At 61.3% G+C, this 23,001-nt stretch carries 18 protein-coding genes; 8 read left to right on the top strand and 10 right to left on the bottom strand.

What is annotated here, in order from left to right; all coding sequences use genetic code 11:
* Window positions 1–299 precede the first annotated feature (299 nt).
* Together GGR39_RS09510 and GGR39_RS09505 are read left to right on the top strand one after the other, a co-directional pair.
* Window positions 300–1,097: an alpha/beta fold hydrolase gene (locus GGR39_RS09510; RefSeq protein WP_183616925.1), complete on the top strand. Its 798-nt coding sequence runs from the start codon at window positions 300–302 to the stop codon at window positions 1,095–1,097.
* Between the two features lie 11 nt (window positions 1,098–1,108).
* Entirely contained in the window at window positions 1,109–1,912 is an 804-nt protein-coding gene (locus GGR39_RS09505; RefSeq protein ID WP_183616924.1) for an SDR family NAD(P)-dependent oxidoreductase, read from the top strand.
* A 49-nt stretch (window positions 1,913–1,961) separates the two neighbouring features.
* Here the strand turns inward: GGR39_RS09505 and GGR39_RS09500 are convergent, their stop codons facing one another.
* The 3 genes from GGR39_RS09500 to GGR39_RS09490 form a co-directional block, all read right to left on the bottom strand.
* Window positions 1,962–2,855: an SDR family oxidoreductase gene (locus GGR39_RS09500; RefSeq protein WP_183616923.1), complete on the bottom strand. Its 894-nt coding sequence runs from the start codon at window positions 2,853–2,855 to the stop codon at window positions 1,962–1,964.
* Window positions 2,856–2,905: 50 nt separating this feature from the next.
* Complete coding sequence (locus GGR39_RS09495) at window positions 2,906–4,720, bottom strand: glycoside hydrolase family 15 protein (protein WP_221226057.1); 1,815 nt, start codon at window positions 4,718–4,720, stop codon at window positions 2,906–2,908.
* Between the two features lie 129 nt (window positions 4,721–4,849).
* Window positions 4,850–5,017 (bottom strand): hypothetical protein, encoded by a 168-nt coding sequence (locus GGR39_RS09490; RefSeq protein WP_183616921.1) that lies wholly within the window; start codon window positions 5,015–5,017, stop codon window positions 4,850–4,852.
* Window positions 5,018–5,165: 148 nt separating this feature from the next.
* On the opposite strand from GGR39_RS09490, the gene GGR39_RS09485 reads away from it, so the two are divergent.
* Window positions 5,166–6,512, top strand: a complete 1,347-nt coding sequence (locus GGR39_RS09485; RefSeq protein ID WP_183616920.1) for a DUF1214 domain-containing protein — start codon at window positions 5,166–5,168, stop codon at window positions 6,510–6,512.
* Between the two features lie 246 nt (window positions 6,513–6,758).
* Here the strand turns inward: GGR39_RS09485 and GGR39_RS09480 are convergent, their stop codons facing one another.
* A complete protein-coding gene (locus tag GGR39_RS09480; RefSeq protein WP_343055847.1) occupies window positions 6,759–9,401 on the bottom strand; it encodes a TonB-dependent receptor domain-containing protein in 2,643 nt (880 codons plus the stop codon).
* A gap of 453 nt (window positions 9,402–9,854) precedes the next feature.
* Here GGR39_RS09480 and GGR39_RS09475 point away from each other — a divergent pair, with 453 nt between their 5' ends.
* Genes GGR39_RS09475 through GGR39_RS09465 form a run of 3 tightly spaced genes read left to right on the top strand, consistent with a single transcriptional unit; the run spans window position 9,855 to window position 12,786 of the window.
* Window positions 9,855–11,057: an extracellular solute-binding protein gene (locus GGR39_RS09475; protein WP_183616918.1), complete on the top strand. Its 1,203-nt coding sequence runs from the start codon at window positions 9,855–9,857 to the stop codon at window positions 11,055–11,057.
* Window positions 11,054–11,935, top strand: a complete 882-nt coding sequence (locus GGR39_RS09470) for a carbohydrate ABC transporter permease (protein ID WP_183616917.1) — start codon at window positions 11,054–11,056, stop codon at window positions 11,933–11,935. The genes GGR39_RS09475 and GGR39_RS09470 overlap by 4 nt, the downstream gene beginning before the upstream one ends.
* Complete coding sequence (locus GGR39_RS09465; RefSeq protein ID WP_343055846.1) at window positions 11,926–12,786, top strand: carbohydrate ABC transporter permease; 861 nt, start codon at window positions 11,926–11,928, stop codon at window positions 12,784–12,786. The genes GGR39_RS09470 and GGR39_RS09465 overlap by 10 nt, the downstream gene beginning before the upstream one ends.
* Here GGR39_RS09465 and GGR39_RS09460 read toward each other — a convergent pair.
* A complete protein-coding gene (locus GGR39_RS09460; protein ID WP_246388596.1) occupies window positions 12,776–13,843 on the bottom strand; it encodes an ABC transporter ATP-binding protein in 1,068 nt (355 codons plus the stop codon). The two genes, GGR39_RS09465 and GGR39_RS09460, sit on opposite strands and share 11 nt — an antisense overlap.
* A gap of 897 nt (window positions 13,844–14,740) precedes the next feature.
* Here GGR39_RS09460 and GGR39_RS09455 point away from each other — a divergent pair.
* Window positions 14,741–17,056 carry a TonB-dependent receptor gene (locus GGR39_RS09455; RefSeq protein ID WP_058737275.1) on the top strand — a complete coding sequence of 772 codons (2,316 nt, stop codon included), beginning with the start codon at window positions 14,741–14,743 and terminating at the stop codon, window positions 17,054–17,056.
* Between the two features lie 239 nt (window positions 17,057–17,295).
* Here GGR39_RS09455 and GGR39_RS09450 read toward each other — a convergent pair whose 3' ends face one another.
* The 5 genes from GGR39_RS09450 to GGR39_RS09430 are packed head-to-tail and all read right to left on the bottom strand — an operon-like array spanning window position 17,296 to window position 21,902.
* Window positions 17,296–18,384 carry an LLM class flavin-dependent oxidoreductase gene (locus tag GGR39_RS09450; RefSeq protein WP_183616915.1) on the bottom strand — a complete coding sequence of 363 codons (1,089 nt, stop codon included), beginning with the start codon at window positions 18,382–18,384 and terminating at the stop codon, window positions 17,296–17,298.
* A gap of 35 nt (window positions 18,385–18,419) precedes the next feature.
* Window positions 18,420–19,652: a rhodanese-like domain-containing protein gene (locus GGR39_RS09445; protein ID WP_183616914.1), complete on the bottom strand. Its 1,233-nt coding sequence runs from the start codon at window positions 19,650–19,652 to the stop codon at window positions 18,420–18,422.
* The gene (locus tag GGR39_RS09440) at window positions 19,649–20,260 is read right to left on the bottom strand and encodes a cysteine dioxygenase family protein (RefSeq protein ID WP_183616913.1); all 612 of its coding nucleotides are present in this window, start codon (window positions 20,258–20,260) and stop codon (window positions 19,649–19,651) included. The genes GGR39_RS09445 and GGR39_RS09440 overlap by 4 nt, the downstream gene beginning before the upstream one ends.
* The gene (locus GGR39_RS09435; protein ID WP_183616912.1) at window positions 20,257–21,072 is read right to left on the bottom strand and encodes an ABC transporter ATP-binding protein; all 816 of its coding nucleotides are present in this window, start codon (window positions 21,070–21,072) and stop codon (window positions 20,257–20,259) included. Before GGR39_RS09435 ends, GGR39_RS09440 begins: the two co-directional genes overlap by 4 nt.
* Before the next feature lie 29 nt (window positions 21,073–21,101).
* Complete coding sequence (locus GGR39_RS09430) at window positions 21,102–21,902, bottom strand: ABC transporter permease (protein ID WP_183617106.1); 801 nt, start codon at window positions 21,900–21,902, stop codon at window positions 21,102–21,104.
* A gap of 263 nt (window positions 21,903–22,165) precedes the next feature.
* Here GGR39_RS09430 and GGR39_RS09425 point away from each other — a divergent pair, with 263 nt between their 5' ends.
* Window positions 22,166–22,996 carry a LysR substrate-binding domain-containing protein gene (locus GGR39_RS09425; protein ID WP_183616911.1) on the top strand — a complete coding sequence of 277 codons (831 nt, stop codon included), beginning with the start codon at window positions 22,166–22,168 and terminating at the stop codon, window positions 22,994–22,996.
* The last annotated feature ends 5 nt before the right edge of the window (window positions 22,997–23,001 follow it).

Raw genomic sequence — 23,001 nt, 5'->3', positions numbered from 1 at the left:
CCGCGGGAATGGTCTGGCCGTGAACGACAAGCATCCAATCCTACTATCTACCCTGTGCGGGTCGATTGTAGCCTTGGCTGATCACCCTCAAGTGCATGTCTCGGAACTACCTAACTTTCCCGTGGCTTTCCAAGCGAGGTATTCGAGATAGGGCTAGCCATGATGCCGGACGAGAGCGCGTGTAACAGGATAACAATCCAGCCTGGTATTACCGCGTCGGCGACGTGCGAGGTGGCAATCGCGAACTATGCCGATGTCGTGATCGTCAAACGAGGTTCGCCCCGCAGCAAGCTTTCGAGATGAGCCGCGCCACCCTCGTCTTTCTCCACGCGCTTGGCTCTAGTTGGCACGAGTGGGAACAAGTCATCGATCTGCTGCCGGGCTATGACTGCATAGCGCTTGATCTGCCTGGCTTCGGGGATCGGCCATTGGCAAACCAAACCGATCCCGCGCGTCTGGCCCACTGGTTGACCCATGAAATCGCCGAACGACAGCTCAGCGCTAGCGTTCTGATCGGGCACAGCATGGGTGGAAAGATCGTCACTCTAGCCGTGGCGCGCGCCGTATCGGGCGGACCTTCGTTGGAAAGCGTTCGTGGCGTGATTCTGGTTGCAGCTTCTCCTCCCGCGCCCGAGCCGATGGACGAAGATCGCCGGGCCGAAATGATGAAGTGGTTCGCCGGCGGGCAAGCGACATACGAAGATGCAGCGAAGTTTGTCGATGACAATACGGCCGATCCGTTGCCGCAAGCCTTGCGTGAGCAAGCGATAGCGGACGTGATGCGGTGCGATCCTGAAGCCTGGTTGGCTTGGCTCGAGCATGGGAGCCGCGAAGACTGGAGCGCCCAGATCGGGCAGATAGACCTTTCCGCCCTGATCATCGCGGGAGCGAAGGATGGCGATCTTGGCGAGCCAGCGCAGCGCCACCTAAATGCCCCCCACTACCGGGACGCACGCCTGGAGGTCATCTCCGATGCGGCACATCTTATTCCCTACGAGAAACCACAGGCGCTGGCCGCTCTGATCGATCGCCACGCTGCTTTCGTAACCGGCACCTCAGCCGCTCACACACACCTTTCTCAACCATCGCAAAGCTGAAGGAGTTCACTATGGATTTGGGCATCAAGGGCCGCATCGCGTTGATCAGCGGAGCGGATTCCGGCATGGGCAAGGAAACCGCGCGGTTGCTGCTGGAAGCGGGCGCAAAGGTCGCGATCACCGACCAGGCCGGCGGGTCGCTGGACGATGCCGCCGCTGACTTAACCTCTTTGGGCGACGTGATTGCCGTCACCGGGGACGTGACAAAGCCGGACGAAGTGAAAGCCATCTGGGAACAGGTGCGCGAAAAACTGGGAGAGCCGGACATCTACGTCAACTCCGCCGGCGTGACCGGGGCGACTGGCGACTTTCTGGAGGTGGATGACGAGGGCTGGCAGCAAACGCTGGACATCAACCTGATGGGCGCGGTGCGCATGTGCCGCGAGGCGATCCCTGCGATGCGCCAGAAAGGATGGGGCCGGATCGTGCTGCTCGCGTCCGAAGATGCGGTTCAGCCCTACGTTGAAGAGCTGGCCTACTGCGCTTCGAAGGCCGGCATCCTCAGTCTGGCGAAGGGCCTTTCAAAGGCATATGGCGGCGATAATGTCCTGGTGAATACGGTCTCGCCCGCCTTCATCGCCACCCCTATGACCGACAAGATGATGCGCAAACGAGCCGAAGAACGCGGCGAAAGCTTTGACGAGGCGATCGTCAGCTTCCTGGACGAGGAACGCCCCGGCATGGAGCTGAAGCGTCGGGGCCGTGCCGAGGAAGTGGCCGCAGCGATCGTCTTTTTGTGCTCCGAGCGGTCCAGCTTCATCAACGGGGCCGGCCTGCGGGTTGATTCAGGCTCGGTCTTCACGATCGCCACATGAAGGCAAAGCGGGGCTGCGGCATGAACTGCTGCAACCCCGCATTTGACGTTCAACCGACGCCGGCGCCACCCGTCACGCCGTAAACCTCACCGTTCATGTAACTGGCCTCCTGACTGGCCAAAAGCACATAGACCGGGGCAAGCTCTACCGGTTGGCCGGGGCGGCCATACTGAGTCTTGGCCCCGAACTGCTCGACCGCTTCGGGCGGCTGACCACCGGAGGACTGCAGCGCGGTCCAGAACGGTCCGGGGGCGACCACGTTGGCACGGACGCCCTTTTCCAGCAGCTGCCTGGCAAGCGCCTTGGTATAGGCGACGATCCCGGCCTTGGTCGTCGCATAATCAAGCAGGATGGCGGACGGCTCATAGGCCTGGATCGAGGCGGTGGTGATCACGCTGGCACCCGCCGGCAAGTGCGGCACCGCGGCCTGCGTGATCCAGTGCATGGCATAAAGATTGGTCTTCATCGTCTTGTCGAAGTCCTCCGAAGTGACCTTCGAGATATCCTCGCGGTTCTGCTGGCGGCCCGCATTGATCACCAGCACGTCGAGGCCACCCAGGCTCTCTACCGTCTTGGCCACCATGTCCCGGCACCAGGCCTCGTCGGTGATGTCGCCGGGCAGCGCCAGTGCCTTGCGTCCTTCCGCCTCGATCAGCTTGATGACCTCGTCGGCATCGGCCTGTTCCGATGGAAGGTATGAGATTGCCACGTCGGCGCCCTCACGTGCGTAGGCGATCGCAGCGGCACGGCCGACGCCGCTGTCCCCACCTGTAACCAAGGCCTTGCGGCCTTTCAGCTTACCCGACCCGGCATAGCTGGTTTCGCCATGATCGGGCTTGGGGTCCATCTCGGCGGCGAGGCCGGGTACAGGTTGCGGCTGACGTGGGAATGGAGGCTGGGGATATTGGTTACGCGGATCCTGCATCTGCAAGCGGTCGGACATGGATATCTCCTGTTCGTGTAATGAGTTACTCGCTTACTAACGCTCCAGGATCAGCAAGCATCCCGGTGGGAAAGTACGTCCAGCGCCATGACGTGCGCGAGATGGGACAAACCTTGCGGCAGGTTGCCGAGGAAGGCTCCCGTCTTGGGATCGGCCATTTCCGTCATGATGCCGACACCTCGATCGAGCGCATGGGAAACGGCGATAAACGCTTTTTCCGCCCGGTCGCGCTGGCCAAGCAGCGCACGCGCTTCCACCATCCAGAAAGTGCAGGCGATAAAGCAGCCTTCCTCGGCCGCGACGCCGCTATAGCGATAGTGATAAGGGCCAGCGCCCAGCTCGGCATCGATCGCATCCAGCGTCTTCTCCAGCTTGTCGCGCCCGTCAAAGCCGAAGCGGACCGCCAGGGCCAGCGACGCATCTAGCTTGTCGCTGCCGGGATAAAAAACAAAGGCTTGCCGGCCTTCTGACCAGCAGTTCTCCTCGATCCAGTCTGCAATCCTGTCCCGTTCGCGCGCCCAGCGATCGCGGCAGGTGGTGGGCAACTGTCCCTCGTCCGCCAGTTCGACGGCGCGGGCAAGTGCCTGCCAGCAGCTAATTTTGGACATCGTATAGTGTTGGCGCTCTTCCAGCTCCCAGATGCCGGCGTCCTTCTTGCGCCACGCATCGGCGCAAGCATCGGCGAGGTGCGAAAGTTGCTCGGCGCTGGCGGGATCGAGAATGTTGCCGCACGCGACAAAGCAAGAGGCAGTCTCAAAGATATCGCCATAAATGCCGTGCTGGTGCTGATCGGTAGCGACATTGCCGATTCGCACCGGCTGCGACTGACGATAGCCAGGCACCTCGATCTCAGTAACACCAGGCACTCGCTCGCCACCCAGTGTATAGCACACCCGCGTACCTTGCTCGTCGAGCCGCTTGAGCAACCAGGTGAACGCCGCCTTGGCCTCGGCGTGCGCCCCGGCCGTCAGAAACGCCTTGATCGTGTAACCCGCGTCCCGAATCCAGGCGTAGCGATAATCGTAGTTCTTGGGGCCACTGATCCCTTCCGGAACCGACGTGGTCGCCGCCGCCGCGATCGCGCCGGAGGGCGAATAGAGCAGCAGCTTTAAAGCCAGCACGCTTCGGATGAACGCCGATCTATGCTCGCCATCGTATTCGACCCTTGAAGCCCAGGCGCGCCATTCGCTGTCGGATACGTCGATGCGATCGTCTATGTCTGCAAGCGAGGGCACCACCAGCGGCTCGCCTTCACCCGCAACAATCGCCAGCACCTCACGCTGACCTTGCGCAATAGTCAAAATGCCCTTTATCGCCTCGTCAGCGGGCCGCGCCGCAAAGCCGTCGGTGTGCAGGAAAAGGCCAAGAACCGAGCCGACGTGAAACACGGCGTGCTTGCCGATCTGCGAGTGATAGGGACTGGCCCCATTCGCGCGGCGGCCGGGACGCATCTCGACGCTGAATGAGACGCGACCCTCCAGCCCCTCCACCCGGCGTGCGAGCTCGGCCCAAGGCAGCCGACCCGCGGTGCCGCTGTTCAAAGACTCCGTCAGCCGCGCTCGGCCGTTAGCGGTGGTGAAGATCGTTTGCAGGACGTTGCTGTCAGGAAGGTAGCAACGTTCCACCTCAAAGGCGTCGTCCGGTGTGATGGTGAAGCGCCCGCCCTCCTCGGGATCGAGAAGGCGGTCGAATAACGGCGGCGAATCCAGGTTAGGCACGCACCACCAGTCGATCGAGCCATCGGCACCCGACAGCACGACAGAGCGCCCGTCGCCAAGCGCGCCATAGTCCTCCAATTCGAGATAGCCATCGCGTCGCCACGAGGCTCGTGATGACGAACGCACTAGCGACTGAAGTGTGGCCAAAACACCGCTCACGCGTGAGCTGACCTGTACAGCTTCGTTCTGATCACACGTCAGCCTCTCTAGTTGATGACACGGCGAAGCCTGCACACCTCGACAACGTGCTATTGAACGCGGATGCCCCCTCTTGGTTCAGGCCTGACCCTTGCGGGCAAAATGGAACCGAGCCCAACTCTCATCACTTGATGGCCCGTTGGCTTTTGAGCCGTCTTCAAAAATCTCTTGGTACTGATGCCGCCTGTACTCGGCCTTTTTCGATTGCTCTTCGGCGACGCCAATGGTCTCGAACAGTCGTGACACCTATACAATCCGGGCGCAGAAATTTTATTATGCCGTTATTGGCGCGCCGCTCAGGTTCGGACTGGATGTTGGCTGGCGGTTCGGCGATAATCAAAGATAACAAGGTCAAGGACCGGCCTGCTGCCGTCCGTTAAGACAGGAGATGGCCATGATCGGAGCAAAGCGTATGCTGCTAGTAACCGCAGCAGTCACGATGGCGATCAGCACGGTAGGCGGCGTCGCCGCAAAGCCCAAGACCGCGGCCAGCAGCACGACCGAGGCAAACCCGCTTGCCACAGCTGATCAGAACGAAATCACCCGCAAGGCGCTAGCTGCGATCCAGACCGAACAGGTCAGGAAAGGACGCGATCTTGCCGCCTTCCGCTGGAAGGCCGTGCTACGAGACGAGCCTCCGGCCGAGGCTTGGCCCAGTTTCGACAGCATGATGGATGATTTCATGTTTAATTTCGCAATCAAGGCAGCGGCCAGCGATGCGAACTATCCGAAAGTCGTCCACATTTATACTCCGCCGCATAGCTGGCAAGGCATGGCTGTGCCCGGCTCACGCTGGGGCGGAGATAATCCGGACAACATCTACCGTTGGATACCGATCGACAGCACCGGCCACTTCCGGCTGAATGGGAAGGTCAGTGCCAATCCGCCGTCGGATGTGTCTTATGTGTTGGTGGGGGACTGGAACACATCCAAAACGCTCAACATGGTTGAGCAATCCGACCTCAAGGTTAACTCGGATGGCAGCTTCTCGATCACGCTCGATCCCGAGCCTGCAAATGGCAGGGCCAATCACATCCAAACCTTCCCGGGCGCGAAGGCATTATTCATCCGTGATTCGCTTGGCGACTGGAATCAACGCGCCAACGCTCTGGCGATTCAACGCCTTGATCCGCCGTCCGCTCCTCCTATGACCGATGACCAGATCGCCGCGAAGACCGCCGACATTGCGCTTGAGGCACTCCCCCATGTCTACTGGTTCTACAAGCTTGCCCACGGCCATCCCAACGACATTACTCAGCTGACAAAATCTGGTTCGGTCGGAGGGCTGCTGACGCAACGCGCCGGTAGTGGGCTCGCCGTATTGGCTGACGATGAGGCTATGCTCATCACCATGGACCCTTCGGATGCTGCTTATTACAGCGTCGTAGCGCACAACAACTGGTGGATCACCATCGACTATGCCAACCACACTTCCAGCCTAAACAACAGCCAAATCACGAAGAATGCGGACGGCACCAGTACATTCGTGATCGCCCCGCGCGACCCGGGTGCGCACAATTGGATTGATACCGGCGGCCTGCACACCGTGCCGCTTGTCATTCGCACGCAAGGCCTATCAAAGAACCCGGCACGCGAACCCTCGATCAAGTTTCGCGTTGTCAAAGTGAATGAACTTAAAACCGTACTACCGAAGGAGACTGTCTGGGTTACCCCGGCGCAGCGCCATTCACAGATCACCGAACGCCAACGCCAAATCGCGGCGCGCATGGCCGATCACTGATTGGATCAACAATCCGCAACAATCTGCCACTCGGCCAACGCTGCTCAGTGGCAGTGCTTCGAAGTCTTCCTATCTGCGAGGTGGCGTTCTAAACTGATTTCGTTGTGGAAGTTGCCTTAGCCCCCTTGAAGCCACGCACGAAATCTGCGGTAGATGTTTAGCAGCGACCGGTAATCTCGTTCCGAAATTCGTCCGACCTAATTTTTCATACATCCCGCAAGCATGGTGAGTTCCGGCCCGCAACCCTTACCGACGGCTGCCCAGCGTCATCTTGGCTCCGGCATAAAAGTAGCGGCCTACGGGCGAAATCGGCACGTTCGTTTCAAAACCGATGTCCGGCGTCTGATTGGTGCAGTTGTTCACACCTGCGTAGAAAGCGAAGGCATCCCCGACCTGGTATTGTGCTCGAATGTCGTGCTGCCACAATTCCTTGAAGCGGAAGTACTGCGGATCGACATAGCTCGGATTGCCGTCGGTGGCGACCCGCTCGAACCGGCGCACGCCATTCTGCCAGCGCAAGTTGTAGTTCACGGTCAGCGCGCCCAACGTCCAGCTTGGAGAAAAGGTAAGGTTGTACTTGGGCCTGAACGGGCGGTCGCGATTATCCTGAACATCGGCGCCGATGGTCGGGATCTGCTCCAGCCGGTGCAAATAGCCGCCGACGAGCCGCATATCGAAGGTGCCGAGATTGGCCGTGTCAACCTGGTATGCAGCGTTCAATTCCAGGCCGGCGGTTCGGAATGCGGCGACGTTCTCGGGCTGGACGATGTAACTGTCGATATAGCCGCTGCCCGCCTGCCGGCTGATCGCATCGCAGAAAGGGTTATCGGTGGTTGGCTGATCCACGCACAACGCGGCGACCGTGGAGGCGTTGGCGGTGTTGATCGCGTCCTTGATGCGGATGTCGTACCAGTCCAGCGCGATCTGCAGACGGGGTAGCGGCCGCAGGACCAGGCCAGCAGTCCAGGTGCGTGCAGTCTCAGCCTTGAGGTTGGCATTGCCCTGTCGAGCGCCGGGAATGTTGATGTTGGCGTTAGGGTTGTTGGCGCTGGTGAAGTTGGCCGCATCACCGCCAGCCGATCCGATCAGCGCCGCGCAGTTTGCCGCACGGTACTGCGTGCCATCGCCACGATTGCCGAGATAGCACGGGTCGGTTACGAAATCGCTGTCTCCCGTGCGTGGGCGGAACACTTCGGCGATGTTGGGCGCACGGACGGACTGGCCGTAAGACCCGCGCAAGGTGACTTGCTCTACAGGAGCCCATACGCCGTTGAACTGGTATGTCCTGGTGCTGCCGACCGTTGAATAATCGGAATAACGCCCCGCTGCGCCGACCGACAGCAGGTGCGCAAAAGGCCGGTCTTTGAACAATGGCAGGTTCAACTCGCCGAACGCCTCCCACACGTCAAATTTGCCGCTTGACGGGGTTGGGATGACGTACTCGTCATATTGGTAGAAGACGTTGTCAAGCAATTCCTGCGCGGGCCGGAAGCGACTGGATTCGCGCCGGTACTCACCGCCGAATGCGAACTGAACGGGGCCACCGGGTAGCTGGAACAAGGAGCCGAAGTCGCCGCTTATCGATGCGTTGGCGACATGCTGTTCTAGACGGGCATTGCTGACGGGATCGAATAGATAATAGTCGTAGGATGCCGGGTCGACGGTGTTTGCGCCGAAGGTGTTGACGGGCACGCAGCCTGCCGCGCGCGCCGCCGCGGAACGACAAACGATCCGCCCGGTCGCGGGATCGCGCACGGCGTCAAGCGCGGCGGTAAAGCGGTCGCTCAGCCGGTCGTTCAGCTTGGTCGCGCGAACGTCGGTGCGTCCGTAAGTATAATAGGCATCGTATGTGGCATGGTCGGATATTTTTCCGGTCACGTCGATGACGCCGCGGTAGGTCCGCCGGCGATCCTCCTCGCCGCGGCGCGGAATATCGAAATTGTTGCGGCTAATGTCGATCGCGGTCAGCCCGGCCTGCTGGGCCGCCGCCAGGATGCTGGCCGGGATAAACGGATTGTCCAGCGTGACGGTGGCGGGATAGTTGCCGCCGTACCCGGCGAACGTGCGCACGGTACTCTGCACGAACTTGCCTTCGACGCTGACCTTGAAGGCCTCCGATGCTTCGAACCGGCCGAGTAGATTGACGGCATGGCGCTCGGTTTTGGGATAGATGTCGCCAATGTAGCCGGCCACCGGCGTATCGTCCCCGCCGGTCGAGTAGCCGTCGTTCTCAAGCACAGTTCCTGGTGTGTAGATCCGCCCGTCTCCCCGATATCGCACGCCCGCGATATCGACGATTCCGTAGGTAGAGCTGTCCGGGTAGCGAATATCGCGCAGTGGCCCCTTCTGATAGCTGCCGGCCTTCGACGGATCATAGCCGTTCAGGTTGACGAAGTTCGCGCGATTGGCGCTGCGCAGATACTTGCGAGCGTCGTTCGCGAGTGGGTCATCGGCATTGTACTCGTAAGCGACTGTCAGATTGGCGCGGCCATCGGCAAAGTTGCGGCCGGCGATGATCGAGGCGAAGCGATTGCCCGCGTCCCCTTGCTCGGAGATGCCAATTTGCGCGCGGGCGGAGATGCCATCGAAGTTGCGACGCAGGACGAAGTTGACGACGCCGGAAACGCCATCGGCACCATACACCGCCGACGCCGCACCGGTCAGCACGTCGACCCGCTCGATCAGGTCGGTTGGAATAGTATTGATGTCAACTGCGGCGCTGTCTGGCTGGCTGGCCACGTGGCGGCGGCCATTCACCAGAACCAAACTGCGATTGGTGCCAAGGCCACGCAGATCGAGCAGGTTCAGGCCAACCTGGCCCAGAGCGCCGTCTGCCTGCGAGTTGCCTGCCGTGCGCGTGCTGTCCAACGAGTTGGTAAGCGCTGGCACCCGCTGGAGGAAGGTGGTGACGTTGGTGTTGCCGGACTGTGCGATCGAGGCGGCGTCGACGAGACAATGGGGTTTGGCGCGGCATAGTCGGGCCGTCGGATGCGCGATCCTGTGACGACGATCGCATCTTCCGTGTTCCGGGTCGTGCCCTGCCCCGCGTCCTGCAACGTTTCCTGTGCGATCGCAGGCGATCCTGCCAGGATCACGGCACAACCTGAGAGCAGCGCCCGGCGCATCGTCGATGTCTTATTCATTGCCCTCAGCACCCCTGCTTCGTCCGGCTTGTGTTCCTGCCGTTTGACGCGAAAAACGCGAGCTTACAACTTGTTACAATAGACCCCTTGGGCAACTGGCGCGTTGTCGCGCGTACGGTCATAAGGAATCATGGGGGTATGGGGAGATTATCGCGGCGAGCACCTGACGCGCAGGAGCGTTCTCGTAGGCGCCACCGCAATGGCGGCTACCTCTTGCGGATCAAAACCGGCCTCCCCGCCGCTGCGGTTTTGGGCGACCAGCTATGAGGGCGATTACTCCCCCCACCTGATGCCCGCCTTCACCGCCGCGACCGGTATCGAAGTCGATGTGCAATCGGTGCCATCCACCGCGGCTCACGAAAAGATGCTCACCGCATACGCTGGCGGCGTGTTGCCAGACGTGTTCATGCTGCCCTCCGGCTGGATCGGCGAGTTCGCGACGATCGGTGCGCTCGCGCCGGTACCCTCGCCCGATCTGGTGACGGATATCGTCCCCGCCGCCCTCGCCCTTGCGCAAGTAGAAGGCAAAAACTGGGCCGTTCCATGGGCGGCCGCGCCCCAGGTTCAATTCTACCGCCGCGATCTGCTGCAGGACGCCGGTTACGCCAGCATGCCGACAAGCTGGAACGCATGGCGCGAGATGGGCCGCACGATCAAGCGCCGCCGCCCGGACGAGTTCGTGTTCCTAACCCTGCTGAACTGGCCCGACACGCTGTTCTCGATGCTCTACCAGACCGGCGCGTCGATGCTGCGCGACCATAACACGCGCGGCAACTTCCGTTCGGCAGCGGCAGAGGCCGCCTTCGCATTCTACCTTTCGCTGTTCACCGAAAACCTGGCCCCCCGCGCCCTATCGACGGAAGTGCAGGACCCCTTCGCGGCCTTCGCGCAGGGGCGATATGCCGTGTGGCCAAGCTGGCCGACACTGCTGCTCGACCTGCATCGCCGCCGCGCGGAGATCCCGGCGGACCGCTGGGCGGTGGCGAGGCTCGCGGGTCCGAACGGCCCGGGACCTGCTGCGATGATTGCTTCGAACGTGGCGGTCAGCGCCGCCACGGCGCGTCCAAAAGCCGCTTGGGCATTGGTTCGGCATCTGACCTCGGCCACCAGCGAACTGCGTTTTCAGCAGTTGATCGGTAACCTGCCCGCCCGGGCAAGTGCCTGGGCTTCGCCGCAACTCCAGGCGCCGGTGCTGCGGCCCTTCGCCGAGCAGATGCGCGAACCCGCGATGGCGCCCAAGATCATCGAGTGGGAACGGATCCAGATCGAAGTGCAGCTTGTCGCCGAGCGCGTCGTGCGTGGGCTTCTGACCATCCCGCAGGCGCTCGCCACCATCGATGACCGCATCGATCAGATACTCGCCAAGCGTCGCGCGCTGGTAGAGGCCGGGCGCATCGTATGACCCGCCAGGAACGCACTGCCTGGCTGTTCACCGCGCCGGTGCTGGCGATTATCGCTGCGATGCTGGTGCTGCCGGTAACCCTCGCCCTGGCGCTCAGCCTCACCGACTACAGCATCTATGCGCTGGCGGACTGGAGCAATGTGCGCTTCGTCGGCCTGGGTAACTTCGCGGAGCTTTTGCGCACCGCATTGTTCTGGCGGGCGCTGGCGAACACCGCCCTGTTCGCCGCGCTCGGCGTGCCGATGGCGATCGGTGCATCGCTGGGCGCGGCGCTCTTGCTGCACGATACCACGGTACGATGGAAGCCGCTGTGGCGGGTGGCGCTGTTTGCCCCCTATGTCACCAGCGTAGTAGCGACAGCGGTGGTCTGGCGGTTTTTGCTCAACACGCGCTTCGGCCTCATCAACTACGCGCTGGGTTGGCTGAGCCTGCCCCCGGTCGACTGGCTCGGCGATCCCCATGCCTCGATCCCGGCGATCCTGCTGTTCGTGACCTGGAAGATCTTCGGTTACAACATGATCGTCTTCACCGCCGCGCTGTCCTCCGTGCCGCAAGACCTGATGGAGGCCGCCCGGCTCGACGGTGCGTCTCGCTGGGGGCGCTTTCGCCATGTTACCTTGCCGGCGATCGGGCCGACACTGCTGCTGGCCTCCGTGATGAGCGTGGCAGGCTTCCTGCAGATCTTCGCCGAGCCCTATGTCATGACCCTGGGAGGCCCGGCGCAGAGCACCGTCACGGTGCTTTACTTCATGTTCGACGAGGGGTTCAAATGGTGGAACCTGGGCCAGGCCTCCGCTGTGGCGCTGATCCTGTTCATCCTCATCCTGGCGATCACTTTCGTGGAGACCCGGATTGGCAAGCGGAACCAGTGGCTTTGATACAGCGCCGCCGCATCCGCGCGATCGTCGCCAACGGGCTTGTCGCCTTGCTGACGGCGGTCACGCTGATCCCGCTTGTCTGGATGGTCACCGTCTCGTTCATGCCACGGGGAGCTTCGAGCCACTTTCCGCCGCCGTTCTGGCCCGAACGGTGGTCTGGCGAGAATTACTACGAGCTCCTCGTCCGGCGTGAGATCGACGGTGCATGGTTCGACTATCGCGTGCTGCCCGCGCTCGGCAACAGCCTGCTCATCGCTGTGATCGCGACGGTGCTGGGCCTGCTGCTGACCGTCCCGGCCGGATACGCATTTGCGAAGCTGCGTTTCACCGGACGCGAGCGGCTATTGAAGCTGCTGATCGCCGGATTGGTGGTGCCGGGACAAGTCGCGATGCTGCCGCTGTTCCTGCTGTTCAAGGAACTCGGGCTGGTCAACAGCTTCGCTGGCGTGATCCTGCCGGGTCTCGCCGGTATTTTTGCGATCCTGTTCGTGCGTCAATCCGCCCTCGCCATCCCAGACGAGATGCTTGATGCGGCGCGCCTGGATGGAGCCAGCGAGGCGAGGATATTCCGGTCCATCGTGCTGCCGCTGCTGGCTCCGATCACCGTCACGCTGGCGCTGTTCCTGTTCCTGGGCAGCTGGAACGATTTCCTCTGGCCGCTGATCATCCTCACCGACCAGAGCAAATACACCCTTCCAGTCGCGGTCGGCGCGATCGTGCGCGAACATGCGGCCGACGGCGAACTGATGATGGCTGCCTCTGTCGTCACCACCCTGCCGGTGCTGCTGATCTTCCTGCCCCTGCAGCGCTTCTACATCAGCGGCCTGCTTGGCGGCAGCGTCAAGGGCTGATGCGCAGCAACGCGCACCCTTGCGCATCGAACACATGGACCTGCTGCGGCGGCACGCCGAAGCGTAGTGTCTCGCCCAGCGAGACGACCTGATCGCCGGGCAGCTGAGCGACGACCGTTCCGATATCACCTCTTGCCCCCAAGTGCACGAACGAGAGCGGGCCAAGGCGCTCGAACAGTTCCACCGCGCCCTGGAAGGGGCCATGCTCGTCAGCGATCAAGTGCTCGGGCCGCACACCCACCGTAACGGGGGCGCCAAGGAGATCAGGCGTGGCGCGCACATCGGCTCGTAAGGTCTTGCCTTCCGGTAAGCGAAGGCTGATACCGCGCTCGTCTATCGCTTCGAGCACCGCGGCGATCAGGTTCATGCCCGGAGAGCCGATCGCCCGCGCCACCGCCAGTGTCGCCGGCTCCGTGTAAAGCTCCAGCGGTGCTCCGACCTGCTCGATCCTGCCCGCACTCATGACCACGATGCGATTGGCCAGCGTCATGGCCTCAAGCTGATCGTGCGTGACATAGACCATCGTCGCACCCAAACGCCCATGCAGCCGCGCGAATTCATGACGCATCCTGACGCGCAGTTCGGCATCGAGGTTGGACAAGGGCTCGTCGAGCAGCAGCACGCGCGGTTCGCGCACGATGGCTCTGGCAATCGACACCCGCTGACGCTGGCCACCCGACAATGCCGCCGGCCGCCGCTTCAGCAGAGCATCGAGGTCGAGCGCCTCGGCGACAGCGGCGACGCGTGATCGCACCTCCGCCTTGCCAAGCCGCTGTACCTTCAGCGGAAAAGCGATATTCTCTTCTACCGTAAGGTGCGGGTAAAGCGCGTAGGACTGAAATACCATCCCCAGGCCTCTCTCCGCCGGCGGGGCATCGGTCACGTCGCGACCATCGATGAAAACGCGGCCACCGGTGGGCCCCACCAGGCCAGCGATCAAGCGCAGCAAGGTAGATTTGCCGCAACCTGATGGCCCGACGATGACAACGAACTCGCCCTCCTCTATCGCAAGATCGATAGGGTGCAGCACGTTGATCGCCCCGAACCTCTTGCTCAACTCGGTTATGCAGACTGATGCCAAGGTCGCTCTCGCTAATGTTTTGATTAGACGCGCAAACCGAGCGCCTTGTGCGAAGCGTGACCATCAAAGCGCCCTATTGTCGAGAGTGTCCCGACGGGCAGCGTCGGAGTTATTGTGCCATGGGCGAAGGAGGGTGATGCTCTGCGTCTTCCAGCAGGTTGTTAAAAACAACAAGATCGCCCAACGCAGCAAAACACGACCTATTCCTGCGATAGCAGGCCAAGGCATTCTTTCACAATCCTCTCCCCTTGGCGTACCGGCAGAACTTTTGCATCGGGGTGTCGTCGAGAGGATGAGAGCGAGATATAGCCACTTCTGCAAGGTCAAATACGGATCATGTCGCCACTGTCACGATTAATCGCATCTGCGACGAAGTCCCCGTCCGGCCATTTCACGGTGAAACTTAGGCGATTGTAGTTCTCAGTTCTGACTTTAAGCTAGCGCGTGCAGCCTGGCTTGCTCCCGTCGATCCTCATGGGCCGGCTTCGCTATCCGTCGCCGGATGCAGCCAGCGTTTCCCCCGCAACAGTAGGGCGCGGGGATGCTGAGTTTGTCATATGTTTCCATGATGCCACCAAGCCAAACACGTGGTGAGATAGGTAATTGTATGTGTTTTGAGCAAAAGTTGCTTCATGCGGCCGCGATTGGCTGTGCCCATGACTGAGCGCGGTTAGCGATAGGGAAAAAGCCGTCAGCGCTGATCTGTTATTCGATGCTCCCCCGCGACTATATCGCAGCCACGATCAAGGCAGCAAACGATGGCATTCCTTGTCTAGCGCGGATTGAATATCCTCAATCGGATGGTACGATCCGACCTGATTTTGGCGACCGGGAAGCGATATCACGGCGGCCGGTAAAAGGGAGAGAAGTGGCATGAAGCGTTTTGGCTTGCTGTTGTTTGCGTCAATTCAGGCCATAGGCCTATCATCAATCGCCCATGCCCAGGACGCGGCACCAGCTCCGGAACAGACGTCCGCACCCGCAAGTGGCGACATCGTCGTTACCGCACGGCGTCGTGCGGAATCTCTTCAAAATGTGCCGATCTCGATCACTGCGGTTTCCGGCAGCAAGTTGGTCGATGCTGGCGCCACCGATATCGGTTCACTCCAAGCCGTCGCCCCCGCGCTAAACGTTACAACGTCGGGTACCAGCCGCAACGTCTTCTCGCTCTCGCTGCGTGGCCAGCGGACGAACGAGTCCCAACTCCTTACCGACGCACCGGTCGGCGCCTATTTCGCGGAAGTGCTGCAGGCCCGCACCGCTGGCTTTGGCTTCTCGCTTTACGATCTTCAGTCGGTTCAGGTGCTGAAGGGCGTTCAGGGCACGCTGTTCGGCCGCAACATGACCGGCGGCGCCGTGCTGGTAGAACCCAACCGCCCGACCGACAAGGTGGAGGGCGAGCTACGCGGCCAAATCGGCAATTATCGCCTGCGCGACCTTTACGGCATGGTCAACCTGCCAATCACCGACTGGGCGGCCTTGCGGGTCGCCGGCAAGACCCGCGAGCGCAAGGGCTTCACCACCGACATCAGCGACGGCCGCGACTATGACGACCAGAATTTCGACTCCTTCCGCGCCTCGCTGCTACTGAACCCAGGAGACATTGAGTCAATCACGATCTTCGATTGGGTGCGCAGCAAGACCCACGGATCTGCTCTCTACCCGACCGCGATCGACCCAACCGCCCCGGCGATCGCCGGCTATGCCGCGTTGCGTGGCTTCGGCTTTCCCGTGCCCGATCCCGTAGCCCAGTTCGCACGCCAGCAGACGTTCGGGCGGCAACAGATCGATCAGGGGCTGGGCGATGGCGGCAACCTGGACGCGTATGGCCGCAAGCCGTCGGAGTTCATCAAAAACTACGGCATCAGCAACCGGACCTCGATTCCGATCGGCGATCTCACAATCAAGAACGTCTTCGGATATCGCAAGCTCAACACAAACACCTTCCAGGACTTGGATGGCGTCCCGGCCATATTGATCCAATCCAACCAGTTCAAACGCATTCAGCAGTTCAGCGAGGAGCTGCAGCTTCAGGGGGACGTACTCGACAACAAGCTCACATTTGTGGCCGGTGCCTATTATTTCCTGGAAAAAGGCTCTGACGGATCGACCTCGCAGCAATTCCCGGAGCTGGCGATCGTCGGATCGGGCCTGCCGCTCTCGACCCCCGCTATCCTGTTCCGCAACCAGCTTGGCGGAACCGGTCGTGCAGAGGCAATTGCCGGTTATCTGGCGGGCACCTATCGCTTTTCAGACAAGCTCCAGTTGTCCGCGGGCCTGCGCTACACCGACGACAAGCGCCGCGCGACGGTCAGCCCAAGTCTTCCTGCGCTTGGCGTCTGCCTCTTCCGCGATCCCAGCGGCACCCCGCTTCCGTTCAATGCGTGTAGCCGCACAAACAGCCGCTCGTGGAACGCGCTGACCTGGGATGTCACGCTGCAGTACCAGCCGACCGAAGACATCACCGCCTACGTTTCAACTCGGAAGGGCTTCCGCGCGGGCGGCTTCTCGCTACGCGCGACGTCGGATGCCGAGCTTGCGCCGTTCAATCCGGAGAATGTGCAGGAATATGAGGTCGGCCTGAAGAACCGGTTCGATCTTGGTGGGCCCACTCTGTCAACGGCGCTGGCGCTCTTCTACCAGGATTACAAAAACGTCCAGAAGCAGACTTCCGGCATCGACGCCGCCGGCAACGTGACGACCATCATCGAGAACACCGCAGCGCAGAAGAATTATGGCGGTGAGTTCGATGCGACGCTCACATCCGGCCCTTTCAACGTCACGCTCGCTTACGCCTACGTCAACGTCGACATCACCAAGGGGCGGCAGCAGTTCGAATACGAACTGGTCGGAGCGTCCAAGCATCAGTTGGGCCTCAACGCGAATTACACCTCCACCATTCAGGAAGTGGGCGATCTATCGCTGAACGCCAGCCTCGCCTATCGTAGCGGCGTTTGGCTCGACAAGAATGACGAGCAGGGGCGGCAGAAGGCCTACGCGCTCGTCAATCTGCGCGCCGGTATCGACAACATCGGCGGAACCGGGCTGGGTGTCGCCGCCTTCGCCAACAACGTCACCAACAAATGGTATCGGGTCGGTGTGATCGGTATCTATCGCGAGGCCGGCTACCTCTCGAGCACATTTGGCGAACCACGGACTTACGGCATGGAAGTGTCATATAAGTTCTGAGGAATCAGGCAGGCGACAGACCCATCATAGGGTACTGTCGCCTGTAATCTTCGAAACGCACCTCTATTAGTTGTGAGCATGCTTGGCTTGCCGGATAGTCAACCAGTTGAGTAGACCTGACCGTGCTCAAACTAGCGCGATTCAGCTTCAATCAGAACTGCCGATACGGGGCGGATGAGAAGACAATCAAAATCTGAAGGGTGTAATCAAAATCGCCCTGATTTGATACAAGATGACGCTCATCCTGCAAGGGCAATAGGCCTGCCTTCACGTTCAGCAACTTTGGCGCGGACAAGGGGGATCAGTTCCCGCCCGTAATCAACGGCATCGTCCAGCGGCTCGAAGCCGCGGATCAGGAAATGGTCGATACCGATGTCGTAATAGTCCAACATGCCAGCCGCGACCTGCTCCGGCGTGCCAACCAGGCCCGTGCTGTTGCCCTGCGCGCCGGTCAGCGCAGCAACGCCAGTCCACAAACGCGTATCGCGCCGCCCGGCCTGCGCGGTCTCCAGCAGACGCAGTGATCCGGCATTTGCGGGGCGATGGCCGCTTATGGGCAGACCAGCCGCCTCACGGTTGGCGCGCACCTGCTCGACGATGTCATCGGCCTTCTTCCACGCCGCTTCCTCCGTATCAGCGATTACAGGCCGCAGCGAGAGCGAAAAGCCGGGATCGCGGCCGAACCTTTGCGCCGAGCGCCGCACTTGCCGCACGGCATCTTGAACCTGCTCAATGGTTTCGCCCCACAAGGCATAGACGTCGGCGTGCCGCCCGGCGACCTCGATCGCTTCTGGTGATGAGCCGCCGAAGAATACCGGCAGGTTTTGCGGCTTGATCAAACTGTGCGCGCCACGCGCTTCGTACCAGCGGCCTTTGTGATCGAACGGTTCGGCGGCGGTCCATTCCTGACGCAAGATATCAAGATACTCGTCGGTACGGGCGTAGCGCTCTGCCTTGGAAACCCCGACGTCCCCGTCGCGCGCCATTTCGTCGTCAGCGCCACCGGTGATGATGTGTACCGCGACCCGGCCGCCGGAAAGCTGATCCAAGGTCGCCAGCTGGCGCGCCGCAAGCGTCGGCTGCGTAAAGCCGGGCCGATGCGCCACCAGAAAGCCAAGCCGGGTGGTGATCGCGGCGGCGTGCGCAGCGACGAGCTGGCTTTCCGGCGAGTTGGAGCCGAACGGTATCAGTACGCGATCGAAGCCACCCGCTTCCTGCGCCTTCGCGGCGGCGTTGACATAATCGATATCGAGCGCCCTCTGACGCACGCCGCTGTGCACTTCGGAAGTGTTGTTGAAGCCAATGTAGCCGATGAATTTGACGGACATGATGTCCTCCTTGAAATGGCAAGAACCTTAGGATTTCAGATGACGAAGAAGCCGTGAGTGCCGTCGCGAGCCAGCTGATCGACCAGACCGTATTCCCAGTCGAGATAGGCCTGCATCGCCGCCTCGGGGTTGTCGGTTCCCTCGTATGGCCGCTTGTAGCGACCCTCCGGCCCACGCGGCGTGGGCGCGCCATCGCTTCCATATTCCAATGGACCGTCGAGGGCGTGTTCAAGAACCAGCACTTCCCAGCCCATCTGTGCGAGCCATGACGCGGTCATGTCCGCGCGTGAGCCGAGGTCGTCGGCCAAAACGATGCGGGCGCCGCGCACCGGCGCGAAATGATCGGTTTCCTGCACAAGCTGACCGCCGGGCGCCTTGCGAAATCCGGGAAGATGGCCGGCAGCGAAGGCTTCGGGCTGGCGCACATCGAAGCAGTAAAGCGTTCGCGCGGTCTCCGCCCGGATATGCTGCAGTCCTTCGGCATCAATCCGGCGCACGCCAGCCCGGTAGGCGACATCGCGTGCACGGACTTGGGCGATTTGCGCGTCGTCGTCGGCGAATTCGGCAACGCTTTCCTGCTGGCCGGTAGCGAGCCGTTGCCCGGCGAGCGTCCAGCCGATCGTGCCATTACGCAGCGCATATATGGGATTGGGCAACCCGGCATTGATTAGCGACTGGGTCCCGATGATGCTACGCGTGCGCCCCGCGCAGTTGACGATGATCGTAGTGGCTGGGTCGGGCGCGGCGATGGGTGCGCGCAAAACTAGCTCGGCACCAGGAACGCTGCGTCCGCTCGGGATGCTCATGGTGGCGTATTCGTCGAAGCGACGCGCATCGAGAATGGTGATATCGGCATCTTCGTCGATCAGCGCCTGCACCTGCGGGGCGGCCAACGAAGGCGTATGGCGGCGATGCTCGACAAGTTCACCGAACGCCTTGGAGTAGGAATTCACATCTTCGAACAATTCGTACCCAGCATCGCGCCATCCCGCCAGACCACCGGCCAGCACATCGACATGAGCGAAGCCGAGTGTCCGAAATTGCGTGACTGCCCGCTGCGCCAGGCCTTCGCCGTCATCATAGACCACGATAAACACGTCTTTGCGCGGAAGACGCCATTCGGCCTCCTCGTCGATGCGGCGAACGGGAAGCTGGGCGGCAAACAGGGGGTGTCCCCTGGCGAAATCGGCTTCCTCACGCACGTCGATCAGAGCGATTTCGTCTCGGGCAAGCAGCGCGGCGCGAATGGCGGCAGGTAGGACGCTCATTTCGATCGGTCCCATATGTTCGGCTGGGTGGTGTTCGCGTAGCCGGAGATGAAGCGCTTGGAATTGCCTTGCAGATCGTAGGTGGCCCGCTCCACTGCGCCGATGTTGCCGCCATACACATGAATCGAGATCGACGGCTCGTGCGGGCGGGCATTAGAAACGCGATGGATATCGCCCGTGCGCGGGCTGAAGGCATCCACCTCGCCCTCATCCAGGTAATCCGCTGCGCCGAATTGCTCGAGTTCGCCATCATGGCGGTGGCGGAACGTCTCTACCTGCTCGGCCCCGCGCAGCACACCGACCAGGCCCCAGACGCGGTGGTCATGGATGGGGGTGCCCTGCCCCGGCCCCCACACGAACGAAACGACGCTGAAACGCTCGCGACTGTCGCAGTGAAGCAGGTATTGGCGATACCCATCGGATGATGGCCGCGCGTATTCATCGGGCAACCAGTCGTCACGCGAAACCAGGCCGGCAAGCAGCGCGCCGCCGGCTTCCAGGATTTCTTCTTCGCGACTACCGGTGTTGAGCAATTCGGCAAAGCTGGTCACGAAACCGCGCAACCGTTCCAGCCGCGGCTGCACCACTATCCTGGCCGCCATATTCATGCGAAGGCCTCATGGCTTTGTCGAAACGGGATCACGCTCGCGTGCTCCGCCCCGCTGCCCAGGGCGCTGAGCAACCGCTGCCGCAGACCGCGAGCCACGTCTGAACGCTCGCCCCTCGGCGCCGTGATCCGTTCCTGTGTTACGATACGGCCCTGATCGAGTACGAGGACACGGTCTGCAAGGGCGATCGCCTCGTCGACATCGTGCGTCACCATCAGCACAGCCGGGCGATGGGCCTGCCATAGGGCCAACGTCAACTCATGCATTTTCAGCCGCGTCAGGGCATCCAGCGCGGAGAACGGCTCGTCCAGCAGCAGCAATTCCGGCTCACGCACCAGTGCGCGCGCAAGAGCCACGCGCTGCGCCTCGCCGCCTGAAAGCGTCAGCGGCCAGGCATCGAGGCGGTGGCCGAGACCGACTTCGTGCAAAGCCCGCTCCGCCTTGTCGCGAACAAGCCCGGTCAAGCCGCGAAGCCCTAATGCAACATTGCGCCAAACCTTCTTCCAAGGCAGCAGGCGGGCATCCTGGAAAACGACTGCGCGCGAGCCTGGTATCCGCACCGATTGGCCCGTGGCATCGTCCAGTCCGGCGAGCGTGCGTAGCAGCGTTGTCTTGCCCGATCCCGACCGGCCAAGCAGGACAACGAACTCACCCTTGCCAATTTCAAGGTCCAGATCAGAGATGATGACGTTATCGCCAAAAGCGCGGGTGAAGTTCGTAAGCCTCACGATCGGCTCGGGAACCGCTCGCAGACTATTTTGGCCTCGGTCAGCGGGGTGACGATCAGCTTGAAAAGAAAGGCGCGCGTCCATGTGTCTTCCTTTAATTTGGTTAGGTGCAGTCACGAGGCGACGTTGCTTGGGCGCCAGACCAAGGCGCGTTGCTCAATGATCCGGACAAGCCAATCGGCACCCAGGCCCAGCACGGCGTAGACCATCAGGCACACAACGATGATGTCGGTGCGCATGAAATCACGGGCGTTGTTGATGAGATAGCCAAGCCCTGCCGATGCGTTGATCTGCTCGGCTACCACCAGCACCAAAATGGCGACCGACAGGGAATAGCGCAGGCCGACCAGCAAGGAGGGCAGTGCCCCTGGCAGAATGACGTGCCAGATCAGTTCGAACCGGCTGAGGCCGAAGCTGCGCGCACCCTCGATCAGGCGGACATCGACGGCGCGGATGCCGCTATACAAATTGAGGTAGATAGGAAAGATCGAAGCGAACGCGATCAGTGCGATCTTGGGTGTTTCACCAATCCCGAACCAGACGATAAACAGCGGCGTCAACGCCAGCGTGGGTATGGTGCGCTTGATCTGCATGAGTGGATCAACCGTCACCTCGCCCGCCCGCGAAAGACCAGAAACCAGTGCAAGGATCAGGCCGGCGGTGACCCCGATCGCTAACCCGGATATCACACGCAACGCGGAGACGGCTAGATTGCCGGGCAACTCACCACTCGCGATCATCTGAAACATGGTGGTGAGCACCGCCGAGGGCGCGGCGAGTGTGCGCTGAGGAATGGTACCACTACGCGATGCGATTTCCCACAAGACCAAAAGAGCCACCGGGGATATCCATCGTGATCGACCCATACCGCTGAAAACTGGGGCGAAACGTCCTGTCGTTGTGATTGCTGTCATGCTCACATGGCAACAGATTATCTCTACCTCGGCAATTGAGTTATTAGCCCTTTCCTATCAGGAAACCTCATATGTCGCCTTTGGATGGGGGAAGAGCGTTTGAAGGCGCCGACAAGCTGAGGGTGAAACGGGGCGAGCCGACCACGGCATTCCTCGATAGATTTGCTATCGACGGCGTTATATCTACTACTTTGATTGAGTATGAGCTATGTTGCACGAGGAACGCGCAATTGATCTCTTTCTCTGACGTCAGGGCCCGCGCGATGCCTGTTAATCTACCGACCAATCTGCTGCGCGGTTTCGTGGCGATCGTCGATTCCGGCTCTATGCTGAACGCATCGGAAAAAGTCTTTATCACGCAGTCCGCGCTCAGCCTCCAGATCAAACGCCTGGAGGAATTGCTGCAGCAGGCACTATTTCATCGTGAAGGCCGGCGGCTTTCCCTCACCCCGGCAGGTGATCTGATGTTGGACTATGCCCGCAAAGTGCTGGCTTTGCATGACGAAGCCGTGAACGCTGTCAGTGCGGGTCAATATGCCGGTCCCGCGCGGATCGGCATGGTTCAGGATTTTGCGGAGACACTGCTATCGGGTCTGCTGGCGCGGTTCGCCGAACTGCATCCCGAGGCGCAGATTTACGCCCGCGTCGCTGGAACGGCCGACTTGCTTGCCATGCTGGATACGCGCCAGTTGGACATCGTCCTGGGCTTTGCCGCCAATAACGATCCGAACGCCATCACCATTGCGCCGATGGCGTGGTACGGCAGACAAGAACTGCTCGCCGATCCGACGGTGCCGCTCGCCGTATTGGAGCCGCCGTGCCGTTTTCGGGAAGCCGCCATCCGTACGCTGAAGGATGCAGGCAGGCCCTATCGCATCACCGTGGAGACCCCAAACCTCACCACGCTAAGGGCGGCGGTATCGGCAGGGCTAGGAGTCACCTGCCGCACTCATCTGTTCTCGCACGATGAGCCGATCGACTTGCCTGATATGCCGCTGCCCAAAGTGTCCTGCATTCTGCAGACAGCGCCGTCATTGTCCCACGCCACCGGCCGTCTCGCCGAACTGACGCGTGAGACGGTCGCCGCGTTGTAAGGCCG

It is taken from the genome of Novosphingobium fluoreni (genome assembly GCF_014196615.1).
GTDB classification, from domain to species: Bacteria; Pseudomonadota; Alphaproteobacteria; order Sphingomonadales; family Sphingomonadaceae; genus Novosphingobium; species Novosphingobium fluoreni.
This window is presented reverse-complemented; position numbering and strand designations above follow the sequence as displayed.